We start from the raw sequence: 24,369 nt of genomic DNA on the forward strand, positions 1-24,369 counted from the left end.
TCCCATGCCTATTTCAACTCAACGCTCTTTCCTGCGACTGCTGCTGGCGGGCCTGCTGGCTTGCCTGCTGCCATCACTGGTCAGCGCCGACGAAGCCAAGCGCCTGCGCATCGGCATCACCCTGCACCCTTATTACAGTTATGTGGCCAACATCGTCGGCGACAAGGCTGACGTTGTGCCGCTTATTCCGGCCGGTTTCAACCCGCATGCCTACGAACCCCGCGCCGAAGACATCAAGCGCATCAGTGGGCTGGACGTGATCGTACTCAACGGCGTCGGCCATGATGATTTCGCCGACCGGATGATCGCCGCCAGCGAAACCCCGAACGTCCCGGTGATCGAAGCCAACGAAAACGTGCCGCTACTGGCCGCCACCGGTATTGCCGCGCGCGGCGCCGACAAAGTGGTGAACCCGCACACCTTCCTGTCGATCAGCGCCTCGATTGCCCAGGTCAACAACATCGCCCGGGAGCTGGGCAAGCGCGATCCGGCCAATGCCAGGACCTATACCGAAAACGCCCGCGCCTACGGCAAGCGCCTGCGCAAGATGCGCGCCGATGCCCTGGCCAAACTGACCCAGGCACCGAACGCCGAACTGCGGGTGGCTACGGTACATGCAGCCTACGACTACCTGTTGCGTGAATTCGGCCTGGAAGTGACAGCCGTGGTCGAACCGGCCCATGGCATCGAACCGAGCCCGAGCCAGTTGAAAAAAACCATCGATCAACTGCGTGAGCTGGATGTGAAGGTGATCTTCTCGGAGATGGATTTCCCCTCCACTTACGTCGACACCATCCAGCGCGAATCCGGCGTGAAACTGTATCCGCTGTCGCACATTTCCTACGGCGAATACGCCGCTGACAAGTACGAAAAAGAAATGACCGGCAACCTCGATACCGTGGTGCGGGCGATTCAGGAGTCGGGCGCATGACCGCCAAAGAAACACTCAGTGAACCTCCTGTGGGAGCGAGCCTGCTCGCGAAGGCGTCCAGTCAGTCGCCATCATCGTTGAACGACGCACCGCAATCGCGAGCAAGTCGAATCGTCGCACCGTCGCTCCCACAGGTTCCCGGGCCGACGCTGGATTTTGCAGGCATCAGCCTGACGCTCGGGCGCACGACGATCCTCGACAACGTGACATTTCAAGTCCGACCCGGCAGCGTGCACGCACTGGTTGGCCCCAACGGCGGCGGCAAGAGTTCGCTGATCAAGACCCTGCTCGGGCAAATGCCCCACCAGGGCCGCTTGAGCCTGCAATGGTCGAGCGAGCCCGGCACCATCGGCTACGTGCCACAGGCGCTGGAGTTCGACCGGGGCTTGCCAATGACCGTCGACGATTTCATGGCTGCCATGTGCCAGCGCCGCCCGGCATTTCTCGGTTTGAGCGAACACTACGCGGCGGCGATTGGCGAGGCCCTTGAACGGGTGGGCATGCAGGACAAGCGCAAGCGCCGCATGGGCGCGCTGTCCGGCGGCGAACGGCAACGGGTGTTGCTGGCCCAGGGGTTGATCCCGTCTCCGCAATTGCTGGTGCTCGATGAACCGATGTCCGCCCTCGATGAGGCCGGCATTCAGGTGTTCGAACGATTGCTCGGTGACTGGCGAGCGGCGGGCATCACTGTGCTGTGGATCGAGCACGATCTGGAAGCGGTCGCACGCCTGGCCGATCACGTCACAGGGCTCAATCGCCGGGTGCTGTTCGACGCCACGCCGCAACAGGCGCTGACACCGGAGCGGCTGTTGACGCTGTTCTCGACCCATCCCCGGAGCCTTGCCTGATGAGTTACGAAGCTTTTCGCCTGATGGTCCAGGGCTGGGCGTCATCGGGTTATCTGCCCGAGGCGCTGGCCTATGGGTTCGTGGTCAACGCATTGCTCGCCGGACTGCTGATCGGCCCGGTACTGGGAGGTCTGGGCACACTGGTGGTGGTCAAGCGCTTCGCGTTTTTCTCCGAAGCCGTCGGTCATGCCGCGTTGACCGGCGTGGCCATCGGCATCCTGCTCGGCGAACCCTACACCGGGCCTTACGGCAGCCTCTTCGGCTACTGCCTGCTGTTCGGCATCCTGCTCAACTACCTGCGCAACCGCACCGGCCTGGCGCCAGATACCCTGATCGGTGTGTTTCTCTCGGTGTCGCTTGCCCTGGGTGCGAGCCTGCTGTTGATTCTGGCGGGCAAGATCAACGTGCACATTCTGGAAAATGTGCTGTTCGGCTCAGTGCTGACAGTCAACGGCAACGACCTGCTGGTGCTGGCCATCGTCGGTTCGCTGGTGATGGCCCTGGCGTTGCCTTTGTACAACCGCATCATGCTCGCCAGTTTCAATCCGCAACTGGCAGCGGTGCGCGGAGTGGCGGTGAAGGCCCTGGATTATCTGTTCGTGATTCTGGTGACGCTGATCACCGTCGCCGCCGTAAAGGTCATTGGTGCGATTCTGGTCGGTGCCCTGCTGGTGATTCCGGCGGCAGCGGCACGCTTGCTCAGCCAATCGCTGAAGGTTTTTTTCTGGTGTTCGGTGCTGATCGCCACCGTCAGCACGCTGTGCGGGATTCTCGTGCCGATTGTCTTCGACCTGCCAATCCCGTCCGGCGCCGCGATCATCCTCGTCGCCGGTATTACCTTCGCTCTGGCCGCCCTTGCGCGCGGCGTTGTCCCCAGCCTGAAAGGGAACCTTGGATAAATGACTTTTTCACTGCGCCAACTGACCCTCGCCGTTGCCCTGTGCGGGTTGGTCACCACAACCTTCGCCGCCGACAGCGGTAAACCGCTGCGCGTGCTGGCCGCCTTGCCGATCACTTATGGTCTCGGTGAAGTGCTGCTCAAAGACACCGATGTCAGCCTCGAACGCGCCGCCCCGGCCAACCTGCCCGGCAGCCGCCAGACCGCCTACTTCACCGGGCGTGGCGCCCCGGCGCTGGCCAAACTGGCGAACGATGCCGACGCGGTGATCGACCTGCGCTCACTGTGGCCGGATGACCCGCTGTATCCGATCTCCCGGCGCAGCAATATCCGTATCGTCGAAGTCGATGCCGCCCGCCCGGTGGATGGCGCCCTGCCCGGTATTGCCGTGCAGCCCGACAACAAGGTCGACGGGCTGAACAGTCAGCCGTGGTTCTCCAGCAATAACATGGGGCGCATGGCCGATGTGATGGCGGCGGACCTGGTGCGCCTGGCCCCCGAAGCCAAGCCGAAAATCGACGCCAACCTGGCAGCGCTCAAACAGCGTTTGCTCAAGCTCAGCGCCGACAGCGAAGCGCGCTTGGCCAATGCAGACAACCTCAGTGCGATGAGCCTCAGCGATCACTTCGGCTACCTGACCGGCAGTCTCAATCTGGAATTGATCGCACAGGACGCACGCCCCGATACCGAGTGGACACCTGAAGCGCTCAAGCAATTGGGCACAACGCTCAAGGACAATGACGTGGCGGTGGTGCTGCATCACCGGCAGCCGTCGGATGCGCTGAAAGCGGTGATTGCCGGGTCGGGTAGCCGGTTGGTGGTGTTGAGCACCGATGCCGAGGACCCGGTAGCCGAACTGGAAGGGAATGTGGATCTGCTCATCAAGGGGTTGAACGGCGTGTAACCCTGTAGGAGCTGGCTTGCCAGCTCCTACAGGTTCTGCGTCGCACATACATTTCCGGTGCACAAACTCCAGGCCTGAAAAAGCCCGCTGACTGTCACCAGTCCAGCGGGCTTCTTTTTGCGTGACGGCTCAGCCCGCCACGGACGCCTGCTCGTCCATCTTCTGTCGCAGACTCAATGGACGCATGTCGGTCCAGGTTTCTTCGATGTAGGCCAGGCACTCCTTCTTCAGCCCGCTTTTGCCTACGGTGCGCCAGCCTGGCGGCACGGCTTTGTAGTCCGGCCAGATCGAGTATTGCTCTTCGTGATTGACCACGACCTGAAAGAGGATGTCCTCGCGGTCGAATACTGACGTCATGGTGTCTCTCCATCGTTTTCGGGCGGGCTGTGCTGTGTGCGCAGCCTTTATGTAGTAGGAACGATCCGCAGGGCGGAAAATTTAAAGACTGGCGGCCAGGGCCCGGCCAAAAATCTCGGCCACGCGATCGATTTCCGCAGCGGTAATTACCAGTGGCGGCAGGAAGCGCACCACCGCACCATGGCGGCCGCCGAGTTCCAGGATCAAGCCACGCTTGAGGCATTCGCGCTGCACCAGTGGTGCCAGGCGGGCGAAGGCCGGCGGATGACCTTGGGCATCCAGCGCACCCGTCGGGTCGACCAGTTCGACGCCGAGCATCAAGCCACGCCCACGAATATCACCCAGTTGCGGGAAGTCCCGTTGCAGGATGCGCAAGTGCTCGGCCAGGCGCTCGCCCATCGCGGCGGCATGCTCGCAGACCTTGTGTTCGACCAGATAACGCATCACCGCGCAACCGGCAGCCATGGCCATCTGGTTGCCGCGGAACGTCCCCGCATGGGCACCCGGCAGCCAGGTGTCGAGCCAGTCGCGGTAGACCACCACCGCCAGCGGCAAACTGCCGCCGATGGCCTTGGACATCACCACGACATCGGGAATAATCCCGGCATGCTCGAAGGCGAACATCTTGCCGGTGCGGGCGAATCCACTCTGGATTTCATCGACGATCAGCGCGACCCCCGTCTGTTCGGTGATCCGCCGCACACCACGCAACCAGTCCATATCCGCCGGGATCACCCCGCCCTCGCCCTGCACCACTTCCACGATCACCGCCGCCGGCAATTGCACGCCGGCCTCGGGATCGTTGAGCAGGTTTTCCAGGTAACTCAGATTGGCTTTGACCCCTGCTGCACCGCCAAGCCCGAACGGGCAGCGGTAATCGTAAGGGTACGGCATGAACTGCACGCCGCTGCCAAGCAAGGCGCCCAGGGGCTTTTTCGGCCCCAGGCTGCCCATCAGGCTCAACGCGCCCTGACTCATGCCGTGATAACCACCCTGGAACGAGATCACGGTGCTACGACCGGTGGCGGTACGTACCAGTTTCAGTGCGGCTTCTACGGCGTCGGTGCCCGTGGGGCCACAGAACTGGATCTTCGCTTCAGCGGCCAGGGCAGGCGGCAGCAGACTGAACAGATCCTGGACGAACCGGTCCTTGACCGGCGTGGTCAAGTCTAGGGTGTGCAACGGCAGTTCATCGGTCAGCACTTGTTGAATGGCTTCGATCACCACCGGATGGTTGTGCCCCAGAGCCAGGGTTCCGGCACCGGCCAGGCAGTCGATGAACGTGCGGCCTTCGACGTCTTCGACGTATATGCCCTTGGCGCGCTTGAGCGCCAGGGGAATGCGTCGCGGATAGCTGCGGGCATTGGACTCCTGCCGGCTCTGACGAGCCAGCAGCGGTGATTCGTTGAATTGATAAAGCGTCTCGGCGGACGTCGCCGGCTGCTCTTCGATGGTAGCGACTGGCATCTCTCGACCCCTCAATAAGGTTTTCCTGTTCTGGAAACGCATCAGCGCTTGAGGGATTTAGGCGGTAACACGGAAACCTTTGTAGGAGCGAGCTCTGCTCGCGATGGACTCAAGAACACCGCGTTCATCCAGAAAGCACGCGTTATCGTTATCGACCATCGCGAGCGAGCTCGCTCCTACAGTGGTATGTAGCGTTTGTCAGATGGATTGCAGCGGCATCGTCAGCTCAACCCGCAAGCCGTCCGGTCGGCTATCGAAATGCAACGTGCAGCCGCAACGCTGAACGATGGCCTGGACAATCGCCAGGCCCAGGCCACAGCCTGTGCTCTGGCCGTTGCGCCAGAAGCGCTGGGTCAGGTGTTGCAAATCCTCTTCGGCAATCCCCGGCCCATGGTCGCGCACCACGAACTGCACACGATTGCCGGTGGTTTCCAGGCTTAATTCCACCGCTTTGTCGGCCGGGGTATGACGTAGCGCGTTGTCGAGCAAGTTGCGCAGCGCGGCAATCGACAGCACCGCTGGCATTTGTACAGGTGCTGCGGAGACCTTGCCCGGCACCTGAAACCTGATGCGTTGACGATCACCGCTCGCCGCGTCCTGAATCGCCAGTTTCGCCACTTGCTCGGCGTTGCATTGCACACCGTCGTCAAACGACAGACTGCCCTCGACTCGCGCCAGCAACAGCAATTGTTCGAGGGTCCGGTGCATGCGGTCCGCGCCCTCTTCGGCCCGGGCCAGGGACTGATCCCGAGCGTTGCCGTCGGTCATCCGCGCCACTTGCAGGTGGGTCTTGATCGCAGTCAGCGGGCTGCGCAGTTCATGGGCAGCGTCCCCGGTCAGGCGACGTTCGCGCTCGATAGTCTTGCCGATGCGCTGGAGCAACTGGTTCTGGGTTTCCAGCAAGGGTTGCAGCTCGCTGGGCAATGGCTGGATCTGCAAGGGCTCGAGGGAGTCGGCGCTGCGACGCATCAAGGCATCGCGCATGCGGTTGAGCGGCGCCAACCCCTGGCCGATGCCCAGCCATAGCAGGCACAGGCAGCCGAGCAAAGCCACGCCGACCGGTACCGAAGCGGCCAGCAGGATCGACATGTTCAAGGCTTCACGCTCGATCTGCCGGTCGGCGGTGGTGATGCGCAGATCGCCCCGGGCCAATGTGAAACTGCGCCACGGCGCACCGTCGATCATCTGATCGTGAAAACCCAGTTTTTCGGCCTCCAGGGTCTGCTGCGGATCGGTGTGACTGCGGGCAAGGATTTCACCGCGCAGCGAGCTGACCTGGCACGCCATGCCCCCTGGAATGTTCAGTTGTTCGGCGCTGAAGTGGGTGCCCTCGCCCTTGCTCGGCACGGGCGGCAGTTGTTCCATCAGGCCGGCGACCATGCGTGCCGACGCCACCAGGCGCTGGTCAAGGGAAAACATCATCTGATTGCGCAAATCGCTGAGCATCCAGGCCGCGGCCAGGGCCCAGATCAACGCAAATGCGGCGCCGAGCGTCAGGCTCAGGCGCAAACGCAGGCTCATCACTTCGATTCTTCTCCGCCATCAGCCGGCCCCAGGCGATAACCCAGGCCGCGCACGGTCTCGACAATGCCGTTGCCGAGTTTACGCCGCAGGTGATGGATATGGACGTTGAGGGCGTTGCTTTCCAGCTCGTCGTTGAAACCGTAGACGCTGTCCTTGAGTTGCTCGGTGGACAGCACGCGCCCACGGTTGTGCAACAAGGCTTGCAGCAGCGACTGTTCACGGCGCGACAGGTCCACCGGCTGCCCCGCGAGCGTGGTTTCGCGGCTGCTTGGGTCGTAAGTCAAAGCGCCATGTTCGATCAGGTTGACGCTGCGGCCTGCCACCCGTCGCAACAGCGTGTGCAAGCGTGCAGCCAGTTCACGCAGGTCGAACGGTTTGAGCAGGTAATCATCGGCACCGGCTTGCAGGCCATCGACGCGGTCGGTGACCGAATCACGTGCAGTGAGGATCAAAACCGGCAGTTCCAGGCCTTGATGGCGCAACTGCTGCAGCAGCTTGAGGCCGTCTTCGTCCGGCAGGCCAAGGTCGAGCACCATGACGTCGAACTCCGCGACCTTGAGCATCGCCCGGGCGGCGGATGCCGTGGCGACGTGTTCCACGGTAAGGCCCTGGGCGGTCAGGCCGGCGACAATGCCGCTGGCGATCAGCTCATCGTCTTCGCAAACCAGTACGTGCATGGGGAGCCTCGTAGAAATAAAGCCGATTAAGCCGTTGACCGATTAAGCCGACATTATGCCGCAAGAGCCAACGCCACAAGGCCGAGGCGGTTAATCATCGGTTAATCGCCACCCGCCACTGTGCATCTCAATAGCACAGGGCAAAGGCTTATCCATGCATCGTCTGTTTTTACTTTTTACCCTCATGATCGCTGGCCTGGCCCAGGCGGGAACCAATCCATTCGACACCAAACCCGAGTTTCTCCCGGTCGATAAAGCGTTCGCGTTTACCTCTGAACGCCTGGAGTCCGGTGAAACCCAATTCTATTGGCAGATCGCCGACGGCTATTACCTGTACCAGAAACGTTTGAAATTCGACGGTTTACCTGTCGCGCAGCATCCCGCGTTGCCGGAAGGCGAAGCCCACAGCGACGAGTTTTTCGGTGAACAGCAGGTCTATCGCCAGGGTCTTGAACTGAAGATCCCGGCCGGTGCCAGCGGTACGCTCAAGGTCAGTTATCAGGGCTGTGCCGATGCCGGATTGTGTTATCCGCCGCAGACGCAGGTCGTCGATCTGGGTGGCAAAGCGGCCACCGTTGCGACAAACGAAGCACCGGACCAGGCACTGGCCAGCAGCCTGCAACAACGGGCGCTGGGCTGGAGCCTTCTGGTGTTCTTCGGCCTCGGCCTGCTGCTGGCCTTCACCCCCTGTTCGTTACCAATGCTGCCGATTCTGGCCGGGTTGATCGTCGGTAGCGGCGCCACGCCCAAACGGGGATTCGCCCTGGCCGGCAGTTACGTGGTCAGCATGGCGCTGGTGTATGCGGCGATGGGTGTCCTGGCCGCCTCCCTCGGGGCGAACCTGCAAGCCTGGTTACAGAATCCCTGGCTGCTGGGCAGTTTCGCGGCGATTTTCGTGCTGCTGGCGCTGCCGATGTTCGGCTACTTCGAACTGCAACTGCCGGTGGCCGTGCGCGATCGCCTGGAAAACGTCTCGCGCAATCAACGCGGCGGCAGCCTGATCGGCGCCGGAGTACTGGGCGCCCTGTCCGGCCTGCTGGTCGGCCCGTGCATGACCGCACCGCTGGCCGGCGCCCTGCTCTACATCGCGCAAAGCGGTAACGCGTTGCATGGCGGATTGATTCTGTTCGCCATGGGCATCGGTATCGGCGTGCCGCTGCTGTTGCTGGTGACCGTCGGTAATCGCTTCATGCCCAAACCCGGTGCCTGGATGAACCTGGTCAAAGGCATCTTCGGCTTCCTGTTCCTCGCCACTGCGTTGTTGATGCTGCGCCCGGTGCTGGACGAATCGCTGTGGGTCGGTTCGTGCGGTGCGCTGCTGTTGATCGCGGCCTACAGCGCCTGGAAACAATCGGAAGGTTTCGGCCGTATCGCGCACCTGTTTGGCGCCAGTTCGTTGCTGCTCGGTTTGTGGGGCGGCCTGCTGGTGATCGGGGCGGCCGGTGGCAGTGACGATCCGTTCAAGCCGTTGCAGGTTTTCCGCGCCTCGAACCAGGCGGTGGCTGCCGTGCCTGTTGGCCACGATGCCTTCACCACCATCAAGGATCCGCAGGTACTGCAACAGGAACTCGACGCCGCGCAAGCTCGGGGGCAGTGGGTGCTGCTGGACTACTACGCCGACTGGTGCGTGTCGTGCAAGGTCATGGAAAAGCAGGTGTTCGGCAAAGCCAATGTCCTGGAGGCCCTGAACGACGTGCGCTTGCTTCGGCTGGACGTGACCGCCGACAATGCCGCCAGCCGCGAACTGCTTGGCCGTTACAAAGTGCCAGGACCACCGAGCCTGCTGTGGATTGGCGCTGACGGTGAAGAGCGGCGCAGCCAGCGCATCACCGGCGAGGTCGATGCCGATACCTTCCTGCAACGCTGGACCAACACCCGAGACGCCCATTAATGCTGACCTTCACTCTCGGCACCTTTGCCATCGCGCTTAATCATCTGCTGCTGATCAGTGCGCTGGCGCTGGCCACGTTTGTCGGCTGGCGAGTGGCCAAGCGTGGCGGCGACAACCCCGAGTCGGTGCTGTTCAGCCTGTTTCTAATGGGCATGCTGGCAGCGCGAATCGGTTTCGTGGCGGCCTATTGGGCTCACTATCACAACGATCCGTGGCAGATCATTGATCTGCGCGATGGCGGTTTCCTCGCCTGGCCAGGGATGATTGTCGTTTTGCTTGCCACCCTGTACCGCGGCTGGCGTCGCCCGGGTTTGCGCCGACCATTGGGCTTTGGCGTGGCCAGTGGCCTGGCGTTCTGGTTGTTGGCGACGTTCTCCCTGTCGATTTATGAACAAGGCACACGCCTGCCGGAAATCGCCCTGCGCAATGCCTCCGGCGAAACCGTGCAACTGGCCGACTACAAGGGCGGCCCGTTGGTGATCAATCTCTGGGCCACCTGGTGCCCGCCGTGCCGCCGGGAAATGCCGGTGCTGGAAAACGCCCAGCGACACCGGCCGGATCTGACGTTCCTGTTCGTCAATCAGGCGGAAAGCATGCAAAGCGTCGCGACCTTCCTCGAAACCCAGGGCCTGAGCCTGTCCAACGTGCTGTTCGACGGCGGCGGGCGACTGAGCCATGCCGTCGGTTCCATGGCATTGCCAACTACGCTGTTCTACAGCCCCGAAGGTCGCCTGCTGGGCAGCCATCTGGGCGAGTTGTCGGACGCCAGCCTGGCCCGCGCACTGGAAAACTTCGACACTGTACCCGCCACCTCTGCAAGGAAACTGCCATGCCCCGCCTCCGCCACCTGCTGACCCTGAGCCTCGGTGCTGCCCTGCTGCACCTGCCATCGGTGCAGGCCGAAGAATTGCCCGATGCGATCAGGAAAATCGAGGCCAAGGGCGCGAAAATCGTCGGCCAGTTCGACGCCCCCGACGGCTTGCACGGTTATGCCGCGCAATACCAGAACCGCGGTATGGCGCTGTACCTGACTCCGGATGGCAAACACGTGCTGCTGGGCAACTTGTATGACGCCGAGGGCAATGACCTGAGCAGCGCACCATTGCAGAAACTGGTGTACGCACCGATGGCCAAGGAAATCTGGGCCAAGTTCGAAACAAGCAACTGGATCGGTGACGGCAAAAAGGATGCACCGCGCGTGGTGTACCTGTTCAGTGACCCGAACTGCCCGTACTGCAACATGTTCTGGGAACAGGCCCGGCCGTGGGTCAAGGCCGGCAAGGTGCAGTTGCGCCACATCATGGTGGGCATCATCCGCGAAGACAGCCCGGGGAAATCCGCCGCACTGCTCGCGGCCAAAGACCCGGAAAAAGCCCTGCAGGAGCACGAAGCCGCTGGCAAAGGCAGCTCGCTCAAGGCCCTGAAGGAAGTGCCTCCAGTGATTCAGGCAAAACTGGCGGCCAACATGCAGTTGATGGAGGAGCTGGAGCTGCAGGCGACACCGGCGATTTTCTACATGGACGACAAGGGTAATCTGCAACAGCAGCAAGGCGCGCCTTCGCCGGACAAACTGGTGAAGATTCTCGGGCCAAAGTGACCTCATCGCCCCCTTCGCGAGCGGGCTCGCGAAGGGGGCAGTAAAGACACTAGAAAATCAAAGCCCCTCGAGTTCCGCCATCAAGTCATTCAGCCGATCCACTTTCTCCTCCGTCATATCACTGGCCGACAGGCCTTCAATGTACCCGGCCAGTTCTTCCACCGTGCTGCATTCGAACATTGCCCGCAACGGCACATCCCGTTGCAGGGTTTTCTGCACCCGCGAGGCGATTTGCGTGGCCAGCAGCGAATGCCCGCCCAATTCGAAGAAGTTGTCGCGAACGCCCACCTGCTCGACCTTCAACACCTCGGCCCAGATATCAGCCAGGGTTTGCTCAAGCTCATTGCCCGGCGCCTGATAGGCCTGACTTTGCATCTGGCCGATCTCCAGTGCCGGCAGCGCCTTGCGATCCAGTTTGCCATTGGCATTGAGCGGTAGTTTGTCCAGCCACAGCCAGTGCAGCGGCACCATGTATTCCGGTAGCTCGGCACGCAGGCGTTGCTTGATGCGCTCCAGGCATTCGGCGGGATCGAGCGCTGAATCGACAGCCACCAGGTAGCCCACCAGATGCTTGCCGTTCACCCCTTCCTGCACACCCACCGCTGCATCGCGGACTTCCGGTTGCTCATGCAGACGCGCTTCGATCTCACCTAATTCGATGCGGTAACCGCGAATCTTCACCTGATGGTCGATGCGACCGACGTACTCCAGCACACCGTCGCTGCGACGGCGGGCCAGGTCGCCGGTTCGATACAGCCGCTCCCCCGGGGCGCCGAACGGGTTCGGCACAAACACAGGGGCTGTGCGCAGCGGATCGCTGACATAACCGCGGCCGACCCCGGTGCCCGCCACGCACAGTTCACCCACCGCGCCCAGCGGCACCAGTTCCAGAGCCCCATCGAGCAGGTACAAACGGTTGTTGTCGGTCGGCGTGCCGATCGGCAGGTAGCTGCCGCGAGTCGAAGCCATATCAACGCGGAAGAACGCCACGTCATCCGAGCACTCGGCCGGACCGTAGGCATTCACCAGCCCGATCTGCGGATAACGCAACAGCCATTGATGCGCCAGTTCCGGCGGCATTGCCTCACCGGTCGGCAGCATCCAGCGCAAGCCGTCGAGGCTCATGCGCTCCTGGGCGAGCATGCCCTGGATCAGCGACGGCACACTTTCCAGCACTGTAATGCCCTGGCGCTGCACATGGGCCAGCAAGCCCTGCGGATCGTGGGCAATGGTATTCGGCACGATGTCCACCCGTGCGCCGAACAACGGCGCGGCGAGGAACTGCCACACGGAAATGTCGAAGCTTTGCGATGCAGTCTGGGCGATCACATCGGTGTCGCTCAGGTTCAGGTACGGCACCTTGCTCAACTGGTTGTTGAGCATGCCGCGCTGTTCGACCATCACGCCCTTCGGCAAACCGGTGGAGCCGGATGTGTAGATCACATAGGCCAGATTGTCCGGGCCGCTGTATACGCCAGGATTGTCCGCCGACAGCGCAAGGGCCTGAATTTCTTCCCAGACCAGCAGCCGTGGCCGATTGGCGCAGGCAAACTCGTCGAGCAGGGTCTGCGCCTGTTCACGGCACGCTTGCGTGCACACCAGCAATGGCGTGCGACTCATTTCGATGATCCGGCTCAGACGCTGGCGCGGCAGCCCCGGGTCCAGCGGCAGGTAACCAGCCCCGGCCTTGAAGCTGCCGATGATCATGCCCAGCAAATCGAGGTTGCGTTCGGCCAACAACGCCACCGGTTGATCGCACCCGACACCCGCGGCAATCAATGCATGTCCGAGACGGTTACTGCGCTGGTTCAGGTCGAGGTAGCTGTACTGCCGGTCACCACAACTGGCGGCAATGCGCTGCGGGTGCCGGGCGACCTGGCTTTCGAACAATGAAACGTAGCTCTGCTCCAGCGGATACTCGTGCTCGCTCTGGTTGCAGCCATGGATGAGGAAGTCATGCTCCTCGGCCCCCAGCAACGGCAGGTCGGCCATGTCGCCATGGAAACCCTCCACCAACGCCAGCAGCAAACGCTTGAACTCACCGAGCATGCGCTCGACCGTGGCCTCATCGAAGTAGCGCTGGTCGTAGGACAGGTGCAAGCCCAGGTCATCCCCCGGATAGCACACCGCCGTCAGCGGGAAGTTGGTGTGCGTGCGGCCCGAATCCGAGGTCGCGTTGAGGCTCTGCGCACGGTCCAGCACCGAGACTTCCACCGGGGCGTTTTCGAACACGAACAGGCTGTCGAACAGCGGCTGGCCTTTGGGCAGTTCACTCTGTTCCTGGATGTTCACCAGCGGCAGGTATTCGTATTCACGCAGTTGCATGTTGTTGTCGAGCAGACCGCTGAGCCACTGGCGCACGCTGCAACGCTGGCCGTCCTCGGGCATTTTTACCCGCAGCGCGATGCTGTTGATGAACAGGCCGACGGTGCGCTGCATCTGCGGCATGTCCACCGGACGCCCGGCCACGGTGACGCCGAACAGCACGTCGCGATCACCGCTCAAGCGCCGCAGCACCAGCGCCCACGCCGCCTGGGCGAAGGTGTTGATGGTCAACTGATGGGCCTGGGCCAGTTCGCGCAATTGCACACCGTCACGGGCATCGAGCCTTGTGTAGCGGTCGCCGACGATCATGCCGCCGCTGTCGCCGGCATGTTCGCGCAGGAACGGCCGGTCGCTCGGGATCGGTGTGGTCCGTTCGAAACCCTGCAGGTTGCTTTTCCACCACTGCCGCGCTTCGGCGAGGCTCTGATGCTGCAGCCAGCCGATGTAGTCGCGATAACGCGACACAAGCCCAAGCTGCGCTTCCCGGCCTTCGCCGAGGGCGCTGTAGAACTCGAAGAAATCGTTCATCAGCAGCGAACGGCACCAGGCATCGATGAGGATGTGGTGGTTGCTCATCATGAACCAGTAGTGCGCCGCGCCGACCCGGATCAGGCGCAAATGGAACGGTGCCTGGTTGAGCAGGTCGAACCCGGCCTCGCGTTCGGTCTTGAGCAAGGTTTGCAGCTTCGGCTCTTGCTCCGCTTGCGCGATATCACTCCAGTCGAGGTATTCGATTGGCGTGCTGCCCGGCTTGTGGATCACTTGCAGCATCTGTTCGCCGACGTTCCAGCAGAACGAGGCACGCAACGCTTCATGGCGGGCAATCACCGCTTGCCAGGCCTGGGCAAAACGTTGCGGGTCGAGTTCGCTGTTGATGCGGTAGCGGTCCTGCATGTAGTACAGGCCGGTGCCCGGCTCCAGCAAGGTGTGCAACAGCATGCCTTCCTGCATGGGGGTCAACGGGTAGACGTCTTCAATTTCAGCAGCCGGGACCGGCAGCGCATCCAGTTGCGTCTGATTGAGCTGCGCCAGCGGGAAGTCCGACGGTGTCAGGCCACCCGCGTCGTCGCACAGGCAGTGTTCGATCAGGCTGCTCAATTCACCAAGGTAGGCGTCGGCCAACTCGTCGATGGTTGACGGATCGAAGCGTTCAGCGCTGAAGGTCCAGCGCAATACCAACTCACCGCCATACACCTGACCGTCAACGCTCAGCTCGTTGGGCAACGGGGCATTGGCATCGTGGGCCGCACCGATGGCTTCATCCAGTGGACGGAACAGCGCGTCGGCACCGAAGCTCTGGTCGAACTGGCCAAGGTAGTTGAAGGTGATCGGCGCCTGCGGCAACGCCGCCATGCTGTGGCGGCTCTGCTCATCGGCGAGGTAACGCAACACCCCATAACCCAGGCCTTTGTGTGGCACGGCACGCAATTGCTCCTTGATCGCCTTGATCGACGCGCCCTGTCCGGCGGCTTCTTCGATGTTCGACGGCGTCAGACGCAGCGGATAGGCGCTGGTGAACCAGCCCAGGGTACGGGTCAGGTCGATGTCGTCGAACAGCGCTTCGCGGCCGTGGCCCTCCAGTTGAATCAGCGCCGACGGGTGACCGCTCCAGCGGCACAGCACGCGGGTCAAGGCGGTCAACAGCAAGTCGTTGACCTGGGTGCGATAGGCACTCGGCGCCTGTTGCAGCAATTGCCGCGTGCGCTCGCTGTCGAGGCACACGCTGACGGTTTGCGCATGATGGTTCTGCCGTCCGCCATCGGGGTGATCGCAGGGCAATTCTGCACCTGGCCCGGCCAGTTGCGCCTGCCACCAACCCAGTTCTTCGCGCAGGGATTCGCTGCCGGCGTAGGCCTGCAAGCGTGCGGCCCAGTCCTTGAAGGCGCTGGTTTTCGCCGGCAGTTTCACCGACTGCCGGGCGTCCAGTTGGCGATACAGGGTCTGCAAGTCATCCAGCAGTACCCGCCACGACACACCGTCCACCACCAAGTGGTGAATGGCGATAAACAAGCGTTGCTGGCCTTCAGGGCCATCGACCAGCAATACGCGCAGCAACGGCCCCTCTTCAAGGTCGAGGCTGCGCTGGGCATCGGCGAACAGGGCGGCGCATTTGTCCATGGACGCAACCCGCACCTGCCACAGCACCGGCGCGTCGGAAATCGGCTGGTGCAAAGCCTGCCACTGGCCGGCAACGCGGCTGAAGCGCAGCCGCAAGGCGTCGTGCTGTTCGATCACCGCCAGCAGCGCTTGCTCCAGGCGATGAGGTTCCAGGGCGACAGTCGGTTGCAGCAACAACGCCTGGTTCCAGTGCTGGCGTTGCGGGATGTCGGTGTCGAAGAACCAGTGCTGGATCGGCGTCAGTCGCGACTCGCCCACGATCAAGCCCTGCTCGGCGCTGACCTGCTCGCTGCAGGTTGCCACGGCTGCGAGGGTCTGCACAGTCTGGTGCTGGAACAGGTCGCGAGGGCTGAAGTGGATGCCCTGCTGCCGCGCCCGGCTGACCACCTGGATCGACAGAATCGAGTCACCGCCCAACTCGAAGAAGTTGTCGTTGAGGCCAACCTGGCCGACGTTCAGCACTGCGCACCATATCTGCGCGAGCGTAACCTCAAGCTCGTTGACGGGCGCCACGTATTGTTGGCGACCCGACTCCGGGTCCGGCGCCGGGAGCGCACGGCGGTCGAGTTTGCCGTTGGCAGTCAGCGGCATGCTCGCCAGCAGGATCAGGTGCGTGGGCACCATGTAATCCGGCAGCTGCGATTTCAAGTGTGCCTTGAGGGCTTCGCGCAATGCGGCGTGTTGCGCTTCGTTCTGTTCGGCGACGTCAGTGGCGAGGTAACCCACCAGTTGCTTGCCGCTCGGAGCATCGAGGGCCAGCACCAGCGCTTCACGAATCGATTCGTGCTCCAGCAAACGGGTTTCGATTTCGCCCAACTCGATGCGGAAACCGCGAATCTTCACCTGATGGTCGATCCGGCCAAGGTATTCCACCAGGCCATCGGTGCGTTGACGCACCAGATCGCCGGTGCGGTAGATACGCCCGCCGCCGACGACAAACGGATCGGCCACGAAGCGCTCTGCGGTCATGCCCGGACGCTGGTGATAACCCTGGGCCAGGCCCGCGCCACCCAGGTACAACTCGCCCGTCGCGCCTTGCGGCACCAACGCCAGATCACCGTCGAGAATGTAGGCCACGCGGTCGCCGATCACACTGCCGATCGGCACGCTACCGACGCCCTCTTCCAGCACTTCAGGAGCAAGGCTGGCCAGCGGCATGACCACGGTTTCGGTCGGACCGTAGGCGTTGAAGAACAGGCTCGGCTTGAACGCTGCGCGAATACGCGCCAGGTGCTCACCGGTCAGTGCTTCGCCGCCGGTGATGATCATGCGCACCGGCAAAGTCTGGTCATGGGTCGCCAGCCATTGCGCCAACTGACTGCCGTAGCTCGGCGTGAAACCGAGGACGTTGATGTGATGACGACGGATCAGCCCGCAGATTTCTTCCGCGTCCCACTGCCCTTGAGCGCGCAACACGACTTGCGCCCCACTGAGCAGCGGCACCAGCAAACGCTCGGTCGCGGCGTCGAAGTTGATCGAATAAAAGTGCAGTTCGCAATCATCGGGGCGCATGGTAAAGCGCTCGATCACGGCGCGGCAGTGCATGGCGATTTCGCCGTGGGACACCACCACGCCTTTAGGTTTACCAGTCGAGCCCGAGGTGTAGATCAAGTAGGCCTGATGTTGCGGCAAACTGATCAACGGCAGCCCGGTGGCCGGGTAATTGGACAGCGCAGCGGCGTCCTCTTCAAGGCACCAGCGGCCGACGGTCACCGGCAACTCGCCCAGGGCCTTGAACATCGCCGCATCGCTGAGCAGCAAACCGAGGCCGCTGTCTTCGATCATGTAATGCAAGCGCTCCAGCGGGTATTCCGGGTCCAGCGGCACATAGGCGCCGCCGGCCTTGAGGATCGCCAGCAAGCCGACGACCATCTCCATCGAGCGCTCCAGTGCCAGCCCCACACGAACCTGCGGTCCGACACCACGCTCGCGCAGCATCCAGGCCAGGCGATTGGCGTGGCTGTCGAGCTCGGCGTAGCTCAGGGTCTGCCCGGCGAAAGTCAGGGCCGGAGCGTCCTGGCGTATCGAGGCTTGCTCGGCGAACAGGTGATGGATGCACTGGTCCAGCCGATGTTCGCCCGCCTCGACGCCGAGGCTGTCGAGCAGACGTTGTTGTTCGTCGCACGCCAGCAGCGGCAGCTCGCTCAAGCGTTGTTGCGGATCGGCAATCAGCGCCTCCAGCAGATTGCACCAATGCCCGGCCATGCGGGCGATGCGCGGTTCGTCGAACAGATCGGTGCTGTAGGTCAGGCAGCAACCAAGGCGATGGTCGAGGTCGGTGACTTCCAGGTTGAGGTCGAACTTGGTCGCGCGGGCATCGTTGGCCAGGTACTCGACCGTCATGCCGGCCAGGGTGCGGCTTTGCTGGAACTCCCAGCGTTGCACGTTGCACATCACCTGGAACAACGGGTTGTAGGCCGCGCTGCGGGGTGGTTGCAAGGCTTCCACCAGATGATCGAACGGCAAGTCCTGATGGGACTGGCCTTCGATCACTGTATGGCGCACATGCTCGAACAGCTCGCCGACAGACATCTGCCCGTCGAGCCGGCAGCGCAGCACCTGGGTGTTGAGGAATGCGCCGATCAGCCCTTCGCTTTCCGGACGAATGCGGTTGGCGACTGGCGCGCCGATGCGCAGATCGGTCTGACCGCTGTAGCGGTACAACAGCGTCGCCAGGGCGGCGGTCATGGTCATGAACAGCGTCAGGCCATGTTGCGCATTGAAGGTGCGGACCCTTGCCGCGAGGTCGTCACTCAAGTCAAAGCGATACAACTCCCCCTGATGGCTTTGCACCGGCGGACGCGGACGGTCGGCCGGCAACTCCAGCAGCGGGTGTTCGCAGCCCAGTTGCGTGATCCAGTAATCGAGCTGGCGTTGGCGCTCGCCAGACTCCAGCCACTGACGCTGCCACACGCTGTAGTCCAGGTACTGCACCGGCAACGGCGCGAGCGGCGACTCGCGGTCGTCGACAAAGGCTTCGTACAGCGCGCTGAGTTCCCGGGCAAAGATGTCCATCGCCCAGCCTTCGGTGACGATGTGGTGCAAGGTCAGAACGAAGTAGTGTTCCTGTTCGGCGGTCTTGACCAGGCACGCACGCAACAGCGGTCCGGTTTCCAGATCGAACGGCTGGTGCGCTTCATCGTCGGCCAGTTGCTGAACCTGCCACTCGCGGCCTTCGGTATCCAGCGCGGTGAAATCCTTCCACGCCATGCGCACGCCGGTTTGCGCATGCACGTGCTGGCGGGCGACACCGTCGATGCTCGGGAACGTGGTGCGCAGGGTTTCGTGACGCAGGATCAGGGCTTGCAGTGCTGCTTCGAAACACGCGACATCGAGCACACCACGCAGTCGTGCCATGCCACCGACGTTGTAGGCCGGGCTGTCCGGCTCCATCTGCCAGAGGAACCACATGCGCTGCTGGGAATAGGACAGCGGTACCGCCTGACGGCGGTCGACTTTCTCGATGGGTGGTTGTTTGTTGGTGCTGCCGTTGGCCTGGATCAAGCGAACCTGTTCGGCAAACCTGCCCAGTTCGCTATTCTCGAACAACGTCCGCAACGGCAACTCGACGTCGCAGGCCTGACGGGTACGGGAGATAATTTGCGTGGCCAGCAGCGAGTGGCCGCCCAAGGCAAAGAAATCATCGCGCAGGCCAACCTGTGCCAAGCCCAGCACCTCGCGCCAGATACCGGCAATTTGTTGTTCCAGTTCAGTCACTGGCTCAAGGTGTTCGCGCACCTGCCACTGCGGCTCCGGCAAGGCGCGGCGGTCGAGTTTGCCGCTCGGGCCGAGGGGCATTTCCTGCAGGCGCATCAATTGCGCCGGGACCATGTATTCCGGCAATTCGGCGGCCAATGCGCTTTTCAGGTGCGCGGTTTGATTGGCCTCGTCTCCATCATTGGCCGCAGCGGTGTAGTAACCGATCAGTTGTGCACCGGCCACGGTTTCGCGCACCAGCACTACGGCTTGCGCAACGCCGTCCTGGGCTAGCAGCCGCGCTTCGATTTCCTGCGGTTCGACCCGGAAACCTCGCAGTTTGACCTGCTGATCGAGACGGCCGAGGTATTCGATCACGCCATCCGCCGTCCAGCGCGCCCGGTCGCCAGTACGGTACAGTCGCGCACCCGGCTCACCCAAGGGATCGACCACGAAGCGTTCAGCCGTCAGGCCCGGGCGGCCCAGATAGCCGCGGGCAAGGCCGATACCACTGATGCACAGTTCACCCGGCACACCAGCCGGTACCGGGTTGAGATCGTTGTCGAGTACACGGCAGACGACGTTGCCCAGCGGACGGCCAATCGGCGAACGCTCGCCATCAGCGCGGGAGCAGTGCCAATGGGTCACGTTGATTGCGGTTTCGGTCGGGCCGTAGCGGTTGTGCAGTTGCACCGCCGGCAACTGTTCCAGCACGTGGTTGCGCAGTTCGGCGGGCAACGCTTCGCCCCCGGAGAACACGCGGCGCAGGCTGGTGCATTCAGCGCTCAATGGTTCCTCGATGAACAGCGAAAGCAGCGGCGGCACGAAGTGCAGCGTGGTCACGCCATGCGCTTGAACAAGCTGCGCGATGCGGTGCGGATCGCGGTGCTCACCGGGGCCGGCGATCACCAGGCGACTACCGGTGATCAAGGGCCAGAAGCACTCCCACACCGACACGTCGAAACTGATCGGCGCCTTTTGCATCAGCACATCGGTTTCGTTCAGGCGATAGGTCTGCTGCATCCACTGCAGGCGCTCGGCCAGTGCCGCGTGGGTGTTGCCGACGCCTTTGGGCAGGCCGGTGGACCCGGAGGTGTAAATCACATAGGCGAGGTTGTCGCCCTGCAGATGCAGGCCCGGCGCATGGCTTGGCCAGTTCTCCAGATGGAGCGCGTCCATGGCTATTGCGCTGACATCCTCAGTGGCTGGCAGACGATCAAGCAATTGGGTCTGGGTCAGCAGCAACTCGACGCCGCTGTCGCTGAGCATGTAGGCCAGGCGCTCGGTCGGGTAATCCGCATCCAGCGGCACATAGGCACCACCCGCCTTGATGATCGCCAGCAGGCCTATCAGCAGTTGCGGCGAACGCTCACAGGCGATGGCCACACAGACGTCCGGACCAACGCCTTTGTCGCGCAGGTAATGAGCCAAACGGTTGGCCCGGGCGTGCAGTTCGGCGAAGTCCAGGCTACCGCCGTCCCACACCAGTGCGGTGCGCTGCGGCGTCTGGTGCGCCTGTTCGTTTAGCCATTCAGGCAGCCACTGGCTGGCCGGTGAGCACGGTGCAGTGGCCCAATCCGATTGCTGACGGTGCTCGGCAGGCGTCAACAGTGGCAGGTCGCCGATGGCGATGTTCGGTTGTTCACAGACAGCCCGCAACAGATGGCTGAAATGCTCGGCCAGGCGCTCGATGGTCGCGGCGTCGAACAACTCGCTGGCGTAGTCGAAGGACAAGGTCAGGCGACCGTTGCGGTCTTCTTCGCTATGCAACTGCAAATCGAACTTGGCTTCTCGGCTATGCCAAGGCAGCTCTTCGGCCAACAGCCCGGGCAGGCGGCGCAAAGCGCTCAGGTCCCGTTGCTGATGGTTGAACATGACCTGGAACAGACCCTGCTCGCGGGCCTGCGGGAACGCCTCCAGCATTTGCTCGAACGGCAGGTCCTGATGGACCTGGGCGTCCAGTACGGTGCGCCGGGTTTGCGCCAGCAGCTCGGCGAATGGCTGGCGTGAGTCCACCTCGGCACGCAACACCAGGGTATTGATGAAGAATCCAATCAGCCCTTGGGTTTCCAGGCGTGGACGGTTGGCATTGGGTACGCCGATGCGGATATCACGCTGGCCGCTGTAGCGGTGCAACAGGCCCTGGAATGCTGCGAGCAACAGCATGAACGACGTGGATTCATGGGCCTGGGCGGTCTGGCGGATGGCTTCGCTGAGGGCCGCGCCCAGGCGCACTGTGTGGCGTGCAGCACTGCGCAATTGTTGTGCCGAACGGGGATGGTCGGTGGCCAGGGTCAAGGTCGGGTGTTCGTCGCCCAACTGCGCTTTCCAGTAGGCCAGTTGCCGCTCGCCCTCTCCTTGCGCCAGCCATTGGCGCTGCCAGCTGCCGTAATCGGCGTACTGCGTCGGCAATGGCGCCAGCAGCGTTTGCTGGCCTTGGGAGGCCGCCGCATACAGGCGCGAGAACTCGTCGATCAGTACGTTCAGCGACCAGCCGTCAGCGATGATGTGGTGCATCGTCACCAATAACTGATGGTCTTCGTCGTCGAGGCGCACCAGCGTCACACACATCAACGGACCTTTCTCCAGATCGAACTGGGTCCGCGCTTCGTCCTCGCGGATTTGCTGCGCCCGGGCCTCACGCTCGGCGACAGGCAGGTCGCTGATATCGACCCGTTGCAAGTTGAACCCGGCAGCAGAAACGACCCGTTGCAACGCCACACCATCACGCTCGAAGAATCGCGTGCGCAAGGACTCGTGGCGCTCGATCAACTGCTGGAAACTGGCGCGCAAGGCGTCCTCATCCAGCTCGCCGCGCAGGCGCAAGGCACCGGGAATGTTGTAGGCGCTGCTGTACGGGTCGAGTTGCCAGGTGATCCACAGGCGGTTTTGCGCCAGGGATTGCGGCATCGGTTGCTGGCGCGACAGTGCAGTGATCGCGCCCTGGGCCAGGCCACCGTCCTGTTGCTGGCGGGCCACCACTTCGGCGAATGCACCGAGGGTCGGGGCTTCGAACAGCAGACGCAGATTCAACTCCAGACCGAGCTCTTCACGCAGGCGCGCCACCAATTGCATCGCCGCGATGGAGTTGCCGCCAAGCAGGAAGAAATGATCGTCGGCGCCCACCTTCCCGACCTGTAACTGCTCGCACCATAGGCGACCGATCAGACTTTGCAGCTCGGAGCCCGACTCGATCTTGCCTGCACTTTCGGTGGCGGCCGACGGGAACATCGCGTAGCTGTCGAGGCTGCCGTCCGCCAGGCGACTACGGCACGCCGAGCGTTGCAATTTGCCGCTGGACGTCTTGGGCAGCGCGCCCGGATTGAGCAGCACCACCACGCCCGGCGCTTGCTGATAAGCCTCGGCGACGGCCTGGCGAATGGCTTTGATCAAGGATTCGGGCGGCAGGATTTTCTGCACGCTGCGGCTGATTTCGGCGGCAATGCCGATGCCTTCCTGGCCATCAACCGTGACGGCGAAGGCGGCCACGCGTCCTTTGCGCACCACTTCCACTTCACGTTCGACAGTCTGCTCGATGTCCTGCGGGTACAGGTTGTGCCCACGCACGATCAGCATGTCCTTCAGGCGGCCGGTGATGAACAGTTCACCGTTGCGCATGAAACCCAGGTCACCGGTTCGCAGCCAGGTCTGACCGGCGTGCCGGACGAAGGTCCTGACGGAGGCCTCGGGGTTGCGCCAGTAACCGAGGGCGATGCTCGGCCCGCTGGCCCAGACTTCACCGACGACGTTGTCGGCCTGTTCGGTGAGCGAGACAGGCTCGATGATCAGCACGGCGTGACCCGGTTGGCTGATACCACAACTCATGATCGGGCTGCCCTCGCCCGTTTCGATACGGTTCTGCGCCAGGGCCTGATCGTCTACCCGCAGGTTGCCGATGCCTTGGCCGCGCGGTGTGCCGGCGACAAACAATGTGGCTTCTGCCAGACCGTAGGAAGCCATGAAACTGTTCGCGCTGAAGCCACAGGTCGCGAACTTCCCGGCGAAGCGTTCCAGCGTGTCGAGGCGTATCGGTTCGGAACCGGAATACGCCACGCGCCAACTACTCAGGTCAAGTCGTTCCAGGGCTGACTCACTGACCCTCTCGCAACACAAGCGATAGGCAAAGTCCGGCCCGCCGCTGATGGTGCCACCGTATTCGCTGATCGCCTCCAGCCAGCACAATGGCCGGCCGAGGAAGTACGCCGGCGACATCAGCACGCAAGGCACGCCGCTGAAAATCGGCTGCAGCAGGCCGCCGATCAGGCCCATGTCGTGGTACAGCGGCAGCCAGCTGACGATCACGTCGTCGGGGTTCAGATCAATGCCGAAACCGCGGCGAATCAGCAATTCGTTGGCCACCAGATTGCCGTGGCTGACTTGCACGCCTTTGGGCAGCGCGGTAGAGCCGGAGGTGTATTGCAGGAAGGCGATGTGATCGTCCTGCAAATCCGCCGCGATCCAGCGCTCGGCCAGGGCATCGTCGAGGATATCGACACACAGCATCGGCGGCGCCCCTTCGATTTGCTGCAACGCATCACGCAGCCCGGCGCTGGTCAGCAGCAAGCGCGGTTCGGCATCGCTGATGATCGACAACAGGCGCTCCTGATGATGACGGCGTGTCGATTCCGGCGGGTAAGCTGGCACCGCGATCACGCCCGCATACAGGCAACCGAAGAATGCCGCGACGTAATCCGCGCCACTGGGGAACAGCAGCACGGCGCGGTCACCGAAATCCGCTTGAGCCTGCAACGCGCCGGCAATCGTCCGCGCCCGCTGATCCAGCTCGCGATAACTGAGCACTACAGACTGATCCGGGGTCTCGGCGAGAAAGCGCAAGGCCACCCGGTCCGGCGTCAGGGCCGCGCGGCGCTGAAGGGCCTGGACCATTGTGCTGGGGAGTTCGAACGCGTCGGTCATGAGGTTTCCTGCCTGATTTCGGCTGTAGGAGCGAGCTTGTTCGCGAAAAAAAGGAGAACGCCGCGGAGTGTCAGGCGCCCATCGCCATCGTTGACGACCATCGCGAGCTCGCTCCTACAGGGTTATGAGGATTGCGCTGTGCCATTCACCAATGAGAACGGATGACGTCCTGAAATAATTAGGTGCCGACTGGAACACCAAGCGCACTGAAGTGAGTCA

12 protein-coding genes are annotated in these 24,369 nt (G+C 62.7%); 7 read left to right on the forward strand and 5 right to left on the reverse strand.

The window, feature by feature from the left end; translation table 11 throughout:
* Positions 1-4: 4 nt before the first annotated feature.
* The 4 genes from CAF65_RS04675 to CAF65_RS04690 are packed head-to-tail and all read left to right on the forward strand — an operon-like array spanning position 5 to position 3,581.
* Positions 5-931 carry a metal ABC transporter substrate-binding protein gene (locus CAF65_RS04675; protein ID WP_085715269.1) on the forward strand — a complete coding sequence of 309 codons (927 nt, stop codon included), beginning with the start codon at positions 5-7 and terminating at the stop codon, positions 929-931.
* Positions 928-1,779 carry a metal ABC transporter ATP-binding protein gene (locus CAF65_RS04680; RefSeq protein WP_085715270.1) on the forward strand — a complete coding sequence of 284 codons (852 nt, stop codon included), beginning with the start codon at positions 928-930 and terminating at the stop codon, positions 1,777-1,779. The genes CAF65_RS04675 and CAF65_RS04680 overlap by 4 nt, the downstream gene beginning before the upstream one ends.
* Positions 1,779-2,678: a metal ABC transporter permease gene (locus tag CAF65_RS04685; protein WP_085715271.1), complete on the forward strand. Its 900-nt coding sequence runs from the start codon at positions 1,779-1,781 to the stop codon at positions 2,676-2,678. The genes CAF65_RS04680 and CAF65_RS04685 overlap by 1 nt, the downstream gene beginning before the upstream one ends.
* Entirely contained in the window at positions 2,679-3,581 is a 903-nt protein-coding gene (locus CAF65_RS04690) for a metal ABC transporter solute-binding protein, Zn/Mn family (RefSeq protein WP_085715272.1), read from the forward strand.
* 129 nt (positions 3,582-3,710) lie between these two features.
* Here the strand turns inward: CAF65_RS04690 and CAF65_RS04695 are convergent, their stop codons facing one another.
* The 4 genes from CAF65_RS04695 to CAF65_RS04710 form a co-directional block, all read right to left on the reverse strand.
* Positions 3,711-3,938, reverse strand: coding sequence for an MbtH family protein (locus tag CAF65_RS04695; RefSeq protein WP_085715273.1), 228 nt, complete (start codon positions 3,936-3,938; stop codon positions 3,711-3,713).
* An 81-nt stretch (positions 3,939-4,019) separates the two neighbouring features.
* Positions 4,020-5,405: an aspartate aminotransferase family protein gene (locus CAF65_RS04700; RefSeq protein WP_085715274.1), complete on the reverse strand. Its 1,386-nt coding sequence runs from the start codon at positions 5,403-5,405 to the stop codon at positions 4,020-4,022.
* Positions 5,406-5,603: 198 nt separating this feature from the next.
* The gene (locus CAF65_RS04705) at positions 5,604-6,929 is read right to left on the reverse strand and encodes an ATP-binding protein (protein WP_085715275.1); all 1,326 of its coding nucleotides are present in this window, start codon (positions 6,927-6,929) and stop codon (positions 5,604-5,606) included.
* Positions 6,926-7,606 (reverse strand): response regulator, encoded by a 681-nt coding sequence (locus CAF65_RS04710; RefSeq protein WP_008020398.1) that lies wholly within the window; start codon positions 7,604-7,606, stop codon positions 6,926-6,928. Before CAF65_RS04710 ends, CAF65_RS04705 begins: the two co-directional genes overlap by 4 nt.
* A 154-nt stretch (positions 7,607-7,760) precedes the next feature.
* Between CAF65_RS04710 and dsbD the strand changes: the two genes are divergently transcribed.
* The 3 genes from dsbD to dsbG are packed head-to-tail and all read left to right on the forward strand — an operon-like array spanning position 7,761 to position 11,094.
* The gene (dsbD, locus tag CAF65_RS04715) at positions 7,761-9,497 is read left to right on the forward strand and encodes a protein-disulfide reductase DsbD (RefSeq protein WP_085715276.1); all 1,737 of its coding nucleotides are present in this window, start codon (positions 7,761-7,763) and stop codon (positions 9,495-9,497) included.
* Positions 9,497-10,351, forward strand: coding sequence for a TlpA disulfide reductase family protein (locus CAF65_RS04720; RefSeq protein WP_085715277.1), 855 nt, complete (start codon positions 9,497-9,499; stop codon positions 10,349-10,351). The genes dsbD and CAF65_RS04720 overlap by 1 nt, the downstream gene beginning before the upstream one ends.
* Positions 10,327-11,094 (forward strand): thiol:disulfide interchange protein DsbG, encoded by a 768-nt coding sequence (gene dsbG, locus CAF65_RS04725; RefSeq protein ID WP_085715278.1) that lies wholly within the window; start codon positions 10,327-10,329, stop codon positions 11,092-11,094. Before CAF65_RS04720 ends, dsbG begins: the two co-directional genes overlap by 25 nt.
* Before the next feature lie 57 nt (positions 11,095-11,151).
* Here dsbG and CAF65_RS04730 read toward each other — a convergent pair whose 3' ends face one another.
* Complete coding sequence (locus CAF65_RS04730; protein ID WP_085715279.1) at positions 11,152-24,150, reverse strand: non-ribosomal peptide synthetase; 12,999 nt, start codon at positions 24,148-24,150, stop codon at positions 11,152-11,154.
* Between the last annotated feature and the right edge of the window lie 219 nt (positions 24,151-24,369).

Origin of the sequence: Pseudomonas sp. B28(2017) (assembly GCF_002113025.1) — a bacterium.
GTDB lineage: Bacteria > Pseudomonadota > Gammaproteobacteria > Pseudomonadales > Pseudomonadaceae > Aquipseudomonas.